This is a genomic window from Marivita sp., from assembly GCF_022763305.1.
Classification (GTDB): Bacteria; Pseudomonadota; Alphaproteobacteria; order Rhodobacterales; family Rhodobacteraceae; genus Marivita.
Window position 1 is genome coordinate 24,239 of sequence record NZ_JALEGT010000078.1, and the last position, 11,281, is coordinate 35,519.

An 11,281-nucleotide genomic window follows, 5' to 3' on the forward strand; every position below is an offset into this window, starting at 1 on the left:
AGGTCTGAGGGCGACGTCCTGACGTGTCATTTTCAACTGCTGCATCGCAGTGCCATGTCCACATCGTGACCTGTCTCGTTCCGGTACTTGGGCGCGATCCGAAGCTGGGGTAAACCCATGACGCCGATTTGACGTCGAAAGGGGCTGGCGGGTTCCGGCATGCCAGACTACGTATGTGGCGATTTTCGAGATGGAGAGTGCTGGAATGGCAAAGATCACCTATATTGAGCATGGCGGCACGGAGCATGTCGTCGAGGTCGCCAACGGGCTGACCGTGATGGAAGGCGCGCGCGACAACGGCATTCCGGGCATCGAAGCGGATTGCGGCGGCGCCTGCGCCTGTTCGACCTGCCACGTCTATGTGCATCCCGACTGGGTGGGCAAGCTGCCGCGGAAGGAAGACATGGAAGAGGACATGCTCGACTTTGCCTATGAGCCGAACCCCGAGCGGTCGCGCCTGACCTGTCAGCTCAAGGTGTCAGATGCGCTGGACGGTCTGATCGTCCAGATGCCGGAAAAGCAGATCTGAGCATGCGGTGGGCCTGTCTGGCCGGTCTGGTGTTTGGGCTGGCATCGCAGGCCGCAGCACAGGAAATCGTGTCGGCGCGCTATGACGGGCCGACCACACGTTACCCGCACGGCGTGCTGGGCGACGAGATCGAATATGACACATTGGTGGTGCGACTGAGCGACGGGCGCGAGATCGCCGCGCGCTGGGCGCAGGACATCGTGTTCGAGGATCTGTCGCCGCGTGTCGTGGATGTGGATGGCAACGGGGTGCCCGAGGTGGTTGTGGTGGAAAGCCACGAGACCCAGGGCGCACGGCTGGCGATCTGGGGCATTCAGGATGGCACGCTCGCGCAGATCGCCGCAACACCCCATATCGGCACCCGGTTTCGCTGGCTGGCCCCGGTGGCTGTGGCCGATCTGGACGGGGACGGGCGGGTGGAACTGGCCTATGTGGACCGTCCGCATCTGGCCAAGGTGCTGCGGATCTGGCGGTACGGGGCGGATGGAGCCCTGACGCAGGTGGCCTCAGCCGAGGGCCTGACCAATCACCGGATCGGCTGGGATTACATCGCGGGTGGTCTGCGCGATTGCGGGCAGGGGCCTGAGATGGTGCTCGCTGATGCCGGCTGGGCCAACGTGGTTGCGGTGCGCTTTGCGGACGTGGCACTCACGCAGCAGGTGCTGGGAAGGTATTCGCCCGAGGCTTTGGAACGCGCCTTGGGCTGCTGAGCGGAAAGCGCCTTCGAAGGCGCTTTGGCACCGCGTTTCGAAACGCGTTTTTAACGCCAATTCGAATTGGCTTCGCGCGTTTTCGAAAACGCGGCCAAGGGCGGTCGACCGCCCTTGGCGCCGGTGTCAGAGTTGGGCCATGACCTCGTCGGTGGCCTCGAAATTGGTGGTGACGCGCTGCACGTCGTCATCATCTTCCAGCGCATCCACCAGCTTCATCAGCGCCTGCATGCCGTCGAGGTCGAGCTCGGTCGTGGTGGTCGGCTTCCAGACCAGCTTGGTCGAGTCGCTCTCGCCCAGTTCCGCCTCGAGCGCCGTGGCGACCTCGTTCAGATCCGTGTCGGCGCACCAGATGACATGCCCGTCCTCGCTGCTCTCCACGTCCTCGGCGCCGGCTTCGATGGCGGCCATCATCACGGTGTCCGCATCGCCAACGCTGGCGGGGTAGGTGATTTCGCCCTTGCGGTCGAACATGAACCCGACCGATCCGGTCTCGCCCAGGTTGCCGCCGTTCTTGGTGAAGGTGGAGCGCACGTTCGACGCGGTGCGGTTGCGGTTGTCGGTCATCGCCTCGACGATCACGGCCACACCGTTCGGGCCGTAGCCCTCGTAGCGGATTTCCTCGTAATCCTCGCCATCGCCACCGGTCGCCTTCTTGATGGCGCGTTCGATGTTGTCCTTGGGCATGGATTGCGACTTGGCTTCCTTGATCGCAAGGCGCAGGCGCGGGTTCTTGTCGGGGTCGGGGTCGCCCATCTTGGCGGCGACGGTGATTTCCTTGGAGAACTTCGAGAAAAGCTTGGCGCGCACCGCGTCCTGACGACCTTTGCGGTGCTGGATGTTTGCCCATTTGGAATGGCCGGCCATTGTGTCCTGTCCTTGATTGTCGGATGTTCTGAGGTTTGCGGGTCTTTAGCGCAGAAGGCAGGCCGGGAACAAGTTGCGTTTTCGAGGTTTGCGCGCCGGGCGGGCTTGGCTATGAGAGCGGTATGAAACCGTTTCTGATCCTGCAACTGCGTCCCGAGGCCGAGGCGAGCGATGGCGAATTCGCGGCCTTTCTCGAAAAGGGCGGGCTGACCGAAGCGCAGGTGCATCGCGTCTGTCTGGACCGCGAGCCGCTGCCCGAGGGGCTGGACCTGTCGGATTATGCCGGGGTGATCGTGGGCGGCGGGCCCGGCTGCGTATCCGACGATCCGGCCACCAAGGACCCGGTCGAGGCGCGGATCGAGGCAGAGATCCTGTCGCTCATGCCCGAGATCACAGGGCGGGATGTGCCCTTCATGGGCTGCTGCTATGGCATCGGCATTCTGGGGCACCATCTGGGGGCCGAAGTGTCCAAGCGCCGCTTTGGCGAACCGGTGGGGCCGGTGACCTGCCGGGTGACGGTCGAGGGTGCGGCGGACCCGCTGGTGGCCGGGTTGCCGGGGGCCTTTGACGCCTTCGTTGGGCACAAGGAGGCGGTGCAGGAGCTGCCCGAGGGCTGTGTGCATCTTCTGGCATCCGACCCGAGCCCCTACCAGATGATCCGGTACGGGCAGAACGTCTATGCCACGCAGTTTCACCCCGAGGCGGATGCCGGTGTGTTCGAAGAGCGGATCCGGATTTACCGCCACAAAGGGTATTTTGCGCCGGACACCGCGGATGATCTGATCGCCATGTGTCACGCCAGCGACGTGACCGTGCCGGTTGAGATCCTGCGCCGCTTCGTGGCGCGCTACGGCGGGTAGGGGTCCGTCGACGGACCCCTCCGATGCGTCGACGCATCGGCCGCGTCAGAGCGGCCAGATCAGCGGAATGAGCGCCGAGGCCAGCATCCCCACGCTCAGGTTCAGCGGCACGCCCACTTTGAGGAAATCCGAAAACGCGTACCCGCCCGGCCCGTAAACCAGCGTGTTGGTCTGGTATCCGATGGGTGTCGCAAAGGCGCAGGACGCCGCCACCATCACCGCCACCACCAGCGGGCGGGGGTCGATCCCCATCACCTGGGCAAGGCCGATGGCAATCGGCGTGACCACCACCGCGACCGCGTTGTTGCTGACCAGTTCGGTGAGCAGGCTGGTGAGCAGGTAGATTGCCCAGACGATGGCCCAGGGCGGCAGGTTCATCATGTAAGGGGCGAGGCCCTCGACAATAAGCGTGACCGCGCCTGAGGATTCGAGGGCGGCCCCGATGGCGAGCATTGCGAAAATGAGCGCCAGAAGCTGCCCTTCGACAAAGGAAAACGCCTCGTCCGAGTCCACGCATTTCGTGAGCAGCACAACGGCGACTGCGATGATCGCCAGAGCAAGGATCGGGGCCACGCCAAACGCCGCCAGCAGCACCAGACCGGCAAGGGCCGCGATGGCGATGGGCGCGTGACTGCGCCGGTAGGCGCGGGCCGAGGGTTTGGCCACATCCACGAGGTTGAGTTCATCCGCCATGCGCTGGATGTCCTCCGGTGCGCCTTCGATCAGCAGCGTGTCGCCCACGCGCACCACCAGATCGTCAAGTTGCCGCCCGATGTTCTGGTTCCGCCGATGCACCGCCAGCGGATAGACCCCGTAGCGCCGCCGCAGGCGCATCGCGCCCAGACGCCGTCCGACCATCTTGCAGACCGGGGTGATCAGCACTTCGACCGTTGTGGTCTCCACCGCCGAGACCTGATCCACCCGGCGCAGCTCCTTGTTCCGCTGCAGGCTCAGCAGTTCCGTCATCTGCGTGCGCAGCACCACCCGGTCGCCCACCTGCAGCGTCACGCCCTCCAGATTGCGCCGCAGCGAGGCATCGCCGCGGATCACGTCGATCAGGCGCACGCCGTCGCGTTTGAACAACTGCACACCCTGCACCTCGCGGCCGATCAGGTTGCTGTCGGGCGGAATCACCGCTTCGGTGAAGAACTTCATCTTCGACCGGTCCGACAGCATCGCCGCCATGCTGGTGCGCTCGGGGAGCAGGTAGCGGCCAAAGGCCCAGAGATAGAACATGCCCCAGGCGATCAATACCAGCGCAAGGGGTGTGACTTCGAAGATGGTGAAGGGGTCCAACCCCTGTGCGCGCGCAACCCCGTCGACCAGCAGGTTGGTCGAGGTGCCGATCAGCGTCAGCGTCCCGCCGAGAATGGCGGCATAGCTGAGCGGGATCAGCAGTTTCGACGGCGCGACCCCCAGTGTTTTTGCCAGTTGCACGAAGAGCGGCAGCATGACCACCACCACAGGTGTGTTGTTCATGAAGGCCGAGGCCACGATCACCACGCCGATGATCCCCGCCATCGCGCGTTTCGGGCTTTTCTGCACCGCCGATTGCGCCGCATTGGTGAAGGCGTTGAGCGCCCCGGTGCGCACCAAGGCCCCCATCACCAGAAACATCGCCGCGATGGTCCAGGGCGCGGGGTTCGAAAGCACATCCAGCGCGTCCGCATAGGGCAGCACGCCGGTCGCCAGCAGGAAGGCCACACCGCCGATGGCCACCACCTCGGTCGGGTAGCTTTCGCGCACGAAGAGCGCAAACATGACCGCCACGGTGCCAAGCGCCAGCAGGGCCTGTGTGGTCTGGTCGAGGTCGATCAGTGCGGTGAGCACGGTTGCGCGTCCTTCATGTCAGGCGGTCCCAGTCTGATCGGGTTCCAGGGGCGGAACAAGCACCGCTTTGGGGCGCGGCTGAACCAGCGCCAGCCCGCCCAGCATCACCGCCAGGGCTGCCCAGAAATAGGGCGAGTAGCTTTCGTTCAGGAACAGCATCGCCCATGTGACCCCGAAGAGCGTCACGAAATAGCTGATCTGCACGGTGAACACCGCGCCCGCGCGTCCGACCAGCCAGACATAGGCGACATAGGCCGCTGCATGCAGCAGCGACGAGGCGACGATGGCCAGATCCGGCGCACTCCACGGCCCACGCGGGTCGATGAACTGGCCTGTGAGCACGGCCAGCGGCAGGGTGATCACAGTGCCGACCAGAGAAGCGCCGCAGAGCGTCTGAACCGGGTCCAGCCCTCCCAGGCCCCAGCGGGCGACCACGCTGCTTTCCAGCGCATAGAAGAACGACGAGATCAGCGCGACGAAGACCCAGATCACCGGCACCGAGGCGGGCAGGCTGGCCTCGGGCAGGATCAGCAGGCAGATGCCGGCAAAGCCAAGGCTCAGCCCCGCCAGTCTGCGCCAGCGGAACCGCTCCAGCCCGAAGGCGAGCGCGATGGGAAAGGCGATCATCGGGATCGAACTGAGCAGGATCGACAGCACGCCCGAGGGCAGGTGGATCGCGGCGGAATAGGACGAGATGCCGGGCAGGACCGATCCGATCAGCGCAAGCGCCGTGTAGAGCGTCATGTCCCGCCGCGTGAAGCGCATGGGAGTGCCGCGCAGCACACAGACGAGACCCAGCACCGCCGCGCCGATGCCCATCTGCCAGAACAGGATGCCGAAATGGCGATAGCCTTCGCTGACGGCGGTCTTGGCCAGCGGCTGCGTCGCCCCCCAGGCTGCGCCCGCGAGGATCAGGACGATCAGCGGCAGGGCGCGTGTCACGGCTTTGGTCTCATGGGGTGCTGGCCTGAAGACGGCCGCCATCCCGGATCATGTGGATCGCGGTGGCCTTGCCGGTGCGGTCGTCGGTTTCCACCAGAACACCCGAAAGTGTCGCCTCGCCCAAGGCCGGCTGGAAGCGGCCCTTGGCCATGCCGGTCACGAAGCGGCGCATCGGTTCGGTCTTTTCCATCCCGATCACCGAATTGTAGTCACCGCACATGCCCGCATCGGTCAGGTACCCGGTGCCGCCCGGCAGGATCTGCGCATCCCCCGTGGGCACATGAGTGTGCGTGCCGATCACAAGGCTGGCGCGGCCATCGCAGTAATGGCCCATCCCCATCTTTTCCGACGTCGCCTCGCAATGCATGTCCACAAGGATCATCTGCGCCTGACCGCCCAAAGGGTGAGCGCGCAGCACCGCATCGACGGCCGAGAACGGATCGTCGAAGGCGCGTTTCATGAAGACCTGACCCAGCACCTGCAGCACGAGGATCTTGCGGCCCCGCGCATCGGTGAACAGGCGATGGCCGCGACCGGGGGCCTGTTTGGCAAAGTTCAGGGGCCGCAGGATGCGCGGTTCGTTCTCGATATAGGACAGCATGTCCTTCTGATCGAAGGCGTGATCGCCCAGCGTCAGGCAGTCGACCCCGGCTTTCAGCAACGCGTCGGCATGCGCCCCCGACAGGCCCACACCGCTCGAGGCGTTTTCGCCGTTCACGACGCAGAAATCGACCTTGAGCCGGGTTTTCAGCTCGGGCAGCCGCTCGGTGATCGCGGTGCGGCCCGCGCGGCCCATGATGTCGCCCAGAAAAAGTGTTCTCATGCGCTCAGGATTAGAGCGGTGGTCCGGGAAAGCAAAGAGGCAAACCGGGCGTGGGTGGCACCGCGTTTCGAAACGCGGTGGGAAAAGCCCATTCGGATGGGCTTTGAAGCGGCGTCGACGCCGCTTGGAAGCGATTTCGAAATCGCTTCGGCGCGCCTGTCAGAAGAGCGAGCCCTGTTCCGGCGGTTTCGGCTTGGACCGCGCCGCAGGTTTTGCGCCCGCCGCCCCAACCGTCATGCGCCCATCGGCGAATTCGATTTCGAGCGCCGTGGCCTTCTGTGCTGCCACCTGTGTCGTCACCACCGCGCCATCGCCTCGCACCACCGCATAGCCGCGTTTCAGGGTTTCCTTGTAGCCCAGCGTTTCCCGCAGCCTGTCCAGCGCCGTCAGTCGCGACCGCCAGTCCTTCACCTGTGCCTGCCCGGCGCTGGACAGCCGCCGGGTCAGCGCCTCCAACCGGTCGCGCTTGACCGCCAGATCCCGTTCGATGGGCTTCAGCGTCAGCCGGTCGGCCCGTCGCGCGAGGGCCTCGCGCTTGGTCTCCACCACGCGCGACAGGCCCGGGGCCAGCCGTGTGGCGCTCTGATCAAACCGCCTGCGTTGCTCGGCCAGAGCGCGGGACAGAAGCGAGGGGCGCAGGGACGCGGACGCCTCGATGAGCCGCCCGCGCCGCAGATCGACCGACCGGGTCAGGGCGCGGGGCAACCTGTCTGCCATCAGGTCAAGCCGCTGTGTCGGCCCGGACAAAAGCGCGTCGGGCCGGGGCAGGGCGCGGGCCAGATCGCGCAGGCGCTGGTCGCGGGTCTGCATCCGCTGCGACACCGCGCGGGTCATGCGGGCCTGTTGGTCGCCGACCCAGCCCAGCAGTTCCAGCCGCACCGGCACCGCGATCTCTGCCGCCGCCGTAGGCGTCGGCGCGCGTTGGTCGGACACGAAATCGATCAGGGTGGTGTCGGTCTCATGCCCCACCGCCGAGATGAGCGGAATGTCCGAGGCCGCCGCCGCGCGTGCGACGATCTCTTCGTTGAAGCCCCAGAGGTCTTCGATGCTGCCACCCCCGCGAGCGACAATCAGCAGGTCGGGCCGGGGCAGGGCCCCGCCGGGTGTCAGCGCGTTGAAACCCGCAATCGCGCGGGCGACCTCGGGCGCACAGGCGGCACCCTGCACGGCCACCGGCCAGACCAGCACCTTGCGCGGAAAGCGGTCGCGCAACCGGTGCAGGATGTCCCGGATCACAGCCCCCGAGGGCGAGGTGATCACACCGATGATGTCGGGCAGGTAGGGCAGTTCCTTCTTGCGTGCCGGATCGAACAGACCTTCGGCCGCCAGCGCCTTCTTGCGTTTTTCCAGCATCGCCATCAGCGCGCCTTCGCCCGCGACGGTCACCTCGTCGACGTTGAGATTGTACTTGGACTGCCCGCCAAAGGCCGTCATTCGCCCGGTGACGACAACCTCCAGCCCTTCTTCAGGGATCACGGAAAGCTGCGAGACCTGACCTTTCCACGTGGTGCAGGCCAGTACGCTCCGGTCGTCCTTGACGTCATAGTACAGATGCCCCGACCGCGCGGTGAACACGCGCCCCACCTCGCCACGCACGCGGATGCGGCCGAACTGGTCCTCCAGCGTCTTCTTCACCGCGCCCGAGACCTCGGACACGGTATATTCCGGCATGTTCTGCCCCGGACGCGGATCGTCGATCAGATCGGACATATGGCCTCGCTTGCGCTTCACTCCCCCTGACCCTAGAACGCGCGAAACCGAAGGTGAAGACGGAGCGCCCATGAACATTCTCATCCTTGGCAGCGGCGGGCGTGAACATGCGCTGGCCTGGGCGGTGATGCAGAACCCGAAATGCGACCGGCTGATCGTGGCTCCGGGCAATGCAGGGATCGCGATGATCGCGGACTGTGCGGCTCTGGACATCGAAGATGGCGGTGCGGTTGTCACCTTTGCCGAGGAAAACAGCATCGACTTCGTGATCGTCGGCCCCGAAGCACCCTTGGCCGCAGGGGTCGCGGACCGGTTGCGCGATGCGGGTCTTCTGGTCTTCGGCCCGTCTGCCGAAGCGGCGCGGTTGGAAGCTTCCAAGAGCTTCACCAAGGAAATCTGCGACGCCGCTAATGCACCGACCGCAGCCTATGGGCATTTCACCGATGCGGATGCGGCCAAAGCCTATGTCCGCGCACAGGGCGCGCCGATCGTGGTCAAGGCCGATGGGCTGGCCGCGGGCAAGGGCGTGATCATCGCGGAAACCGTGGCCGAGGCCGAAGCCGCCATCGACGACATGTTCGGTGGCGCGTTCGGCGGGGCCGGGGCCGAGGTGGTGATCGAGGAATTCATGCAGGGCGAGGAAGCGTCCTTCTTTGTCCTGTGTGACGGAACCGACGTGCTGCCCATCGGCACCGCACAGGACCACAAGCGTGTGGGCGAGGGCGATACCGGTCTCAACACCGGTGGCATGGGGGCCTATTCCCCAGCCCCGGTTCTGACCGACGAAATCGCGCAGACGGCGCTGGATCAGATCATCAAACCGACCATGGCCGAAATGGCCAAACGCGGCGCGCCCTATCAGGGTGTGCTCTATGCCGGGCTGATGATCGAAAACGGCCAGCCGCGTCTGGTGGAATACAACGTCCGCTTCGGCGATCCGGAATGTCAGGTGCTGATGATGCGGCTGGGCGCACAGGCGATGGACCTGATGCATGCCTGTGCTGAGGGACGTCTGGCCGAGGCACGGGTCAACTGGGCCGACGACCATGCCATGACCGTGGTTCTCGCAGCGAACGGCTATCCCGGCAGCTACGAAAAGGGCAGCGTGATCGGCGGGCTGGACGCATTGCCCGAAGACAGCTTTCAGATGATGTTCCACGCGGGCACCACCGAACAGGACGGCAAGATCACCGCAACCGGGGGGCGCGTCCTGAACGCCACCGCGCGCGGTGCCACGCTGCAGGAGGCGCGGGACCGCGCCTATGCGATGGTCGATCAGGTGACCTGGCCCGAGGGCTTCTGCCGCCGCGACATCGGCTGGCGGGCGCTCTGAGATGACCACGGCACTGGCCGGGTTTGCGCTTGGCCTGTCCCTGATCCTTGCCATCGGTGCGCAGAACGCCTTTGTCCTGCGGCAGGGATTGCTGCGATCCCATGTGTTTGCGGTCTGCCTCACCTGTGCGCTGTCCGATGCCATCCTGATCGCCGCCGGGGTTGCCGGTTTTGGTGCGTTGACGCAGGCGATCCCCGGTCTCGAACTGGCGATGCGACTTCTGGGCGCGGCCTTCCTGATCTGGTACGGCGCACGCACCTTTCAAAGCGCATGGCGCGGCGGGCAGGCGATGCAGGCTGGGCAGGCGGTGGGATCGTTGCGCAAGGCGCTGCTGACCTGTCTCGCGCTGACTTGGCTCAACCCGCATGTCTATCTCGACACGGTGGTCCTGCTGGGGGGGGTGGCGGCGCAATATGAGGACCGGCTTAACTTTGCGCTGGGGGCGATGACCGCAAGCTTTGTGTTTTTCTTCTCGCTGGGATACGGCGCGCGTCTTCTGGCGCCGTTTTTCGCCAAGCCGCGGGCGTGGCAGGTGCTGGACGTGATCATCGGGGTCGTGATGTGGGCCATCGCGGCGAAACTGCTGCTGATGTAGGATAAGGCCAGTCGAGCCCGCGCGCTGGCACCAGACGCGCGAGCACTCTTGAACTTCCCCTGCGCATTGGCTCCATTACCGGGATGACACCCGCGTCGCCACCCAGCCCCCTTGCAAATCCCGTCCGAGGCATCTTCTGGATGGTCGTGACGGGCATCTGCTTTGTCGCGGTGACAGCCTTGGTCAAGACGCTGGGAGGCCGCATCCCGGCGGCCGAATCCGCCTTCCTGCGCTACCTGATCGGATTGGTCTTCCTGATCCCGATCTGGCGCGAGCTGCGGTCGGTAAGCCTGACTCCCCGGCAGAAAAAGCTCTTTGGGCTGCGCGGCATCGTGCATTCGCTGGGGGTGATCCTGTGGTTCTATGCCATGACCCGCATTCCCATCGCCGAGGTCACGGCGATGAACTATCTCAACCCGGTCTATGTCTCGATCCTCGCGGTGTTCCTGCTGGGCGAACGCATGGCGCTGCGGCGCGTGCTGGCCGTGATCGCCGCGCTGATCGGGTCGCTGATCATCCTGCGGCCCGGTTTCCGCGAACTCGATCCCGGCCATATCGCCATGCTGGGCACGGCACTCCTCTTCGCGGGCAGCTACCTGATCGCCAAGATCGTGTCGGGCGAATTGCCCGCCAGCATGGTGGTCGCGCTCCTGTCGATCACGGTGACCCTCGGGCTTGCGCCGTTCGCGCTGGCGGTCTGGGTGACGCCCAGCCTTGCGGACCTTGGGGTCCTTGCCGCAATTGCCTGCTTTGCGACCGCTGGGCACTATACGATGACGCTGGCCTTTGCAGCGGCCCCCGTGACCGTGACGCAGCCCGTCACCTTCCTTCAGCTCGTCTGGTCGGTGCTTGTGGGCGCGCTGTTCTTTGCCGAACCGGTGGACCCCTGGGTGATCCTCGGTGGTGGCATAATCATGGCGTCGGTGATCTTCATCACATGGCGTGAAGCCGTGCTGCGCAAGTCGCATCGTACGCCTTTGGTCAATGAAACAAAGGGCTAAGCTGACGTAAGCGCTTGCTGCGTCAGCTTTATCGCCATCCGGACCCGCATTGTTTCGAATTCCGCAAAAAACCGGGTTTGG

The 11,281-nt window shown here is 65.2% G+C and carries 11 protein-coding genes; 6 read left to right on the top strand and 5 right to left on the bottom strand.

Translation table 11 applies throughout. From position 1 onward, the window contains the following. Positions 1-205 precede the first annotated feature (205 nt). The gene (locus MRY75_RS14680; RefSeq protein WP_292308749.1) at positions 206-529 is read left to right on the top strand and encodes a 2Fe-2S iron-sulfur cluster-binding protein; all 324 of its coding nucleotides are present in this window, start codon (positions 206-208) and stop codon (positions 527-529) included. Between the two features lie 2 nt (positions 530-531). Beyond that, on the top strand, positions 532-1,239 hold the full coding sequence (locus MRY75_RS14685; RefSeq protein ID WP_292308750.1) for a VCBS repeat-containing protein: 708 nt from the start codon (positions 532-534) through the stop codon (positions 1,237-1,239). Between the two features lie 126 nt (positions 1,240-1,365). Here MRY75_RS14685 and MRY75_RS14690 read toward each other — a convergent pair whose 3' ends face one another. Next, a complete protein-coding gene (locus MRY75_RS14690) occupies positions 1,366-2,106 on the bottom strand; it encodes a YebC/PmpR family DNA-binding transcriptional regulator (protein WP_292308751.1) in 741 nt (246 codons plus the stop codon). A gap of 122 nt (positions 2,107-2,228) precedes the next feature. On the opposite strand from MRY75_RS14690, the gene MRY75_RS14695 reads away from it, so the two are divergent. Continuing rightward, entirely contained in the window at positions 2,229-2,966 is a 738-nt protein-coding gene (locus MRY75_RS14695) for a glutamine amidotransferase (protein WP_292308752.1), read from the top strand. Between the two features lie 45 nt (positions 2,967-3,011). Here the strand turns inward: MRY75_RS14695 and MRY75_RS14700 are convergent, their stop codons facing one another. From MRY75_RS14700 to xseA, 4 genes are all read right to left on the bottom strand, one after another. Next, positions 3,012-4,727, bottom strand: coding sequence for an SLC13 family permease (locus MRY75_RS14700; RefSeq protein ID WP_292308761.1), 1,716 nt, complete (start codon positions 4,725-4,727; stop codon positions 3,012-3,014). 87 nt (positions 4,728-4,814) lie between these two features. Beyond that, positions 4,815-5,738, bottom strand: a complete 924-nt coding sequence (locus MRY75_RS14705) for a DMT family transporter (RefSeq protein ID WP_292308753.1) — start codon at positions 5,736-5,738, stop codon at positions 4,815-4,817. 10 nt (positions 5,739-5,748) lie between these two features. Then, positions 5,749-6,561 (bottom strand): TIGR00282 family metallophosphoesterase, encoded by an 813-nt coding sequence (locus MRY75_RS14710; protein ID WP_292308754.1) that lies wholly within the window; start codon positions 6,559-6,561, stop codon positions 5,749-5,751. A gap of 159 nt (positions 6,562-6,720) precedes the next feature. Further along, entirely contained in the window at positions 6,721-8,271 is a 1,551-nt protein-coding gene (gene xseA, locus MRY75_RS14715) for an exodeoxyribonuclease VII large subunit (protein WP_292308755.1), read from the bottom strand. A 70-nt stretch (positions 8,272-8,341) separates the two neighbouring features. Between xseA and purD the strand changes: the two genes are divergently transcribed. The 3 genes from purD to MRY75_RS14730 all read left to right on the top strand — a co-directional run bounded on the left by purD (position 8,342) and on the right by MRY75_RS14730 (position 11,200). Beyond that, positions 8,342-9,604 carry a phosphoribosylamine--glycine ligase gene (gene purD / locus MRY75_RS14720; RefSeq protein WP_292308756.1) on the top strand — a complete coding sequence of 421 codons (1,263 nt, stop codon included), beginning with the start codon at positions 8,342-8,344 and terminating at the stop codon, positions 9,602-9,604. A gap of 1 nt (position 9,605) precedes the next feature. Continuing rightward, positions 9,606-10,199: a LysE/ArgO family amino acid transporter gene (locus tag MRY75_RS14725; protein WP_292308757.1), complete on the top strand. Its 594-nt coding sequence runs from the start codon at positions 9,606-9,608 to the stop codon at positions 10,197-10,199. Between the two features lie 83 nt (positions 10,200-10,282). Then, positions 10,283-11,200 carry a DMT family transporter gene (locus MRY75_RS14730; RefSeq protein WP_292308758.1) on the top strand — a complete coding sequence of 306 codons (918 nt, stop codon included), beginning with the start codon at positions 10,283-10,285 and terminating at the stop codon, positions 11,198-11,200. Positions 11,201-11,281: the final 81 nt, after the last annotated feature.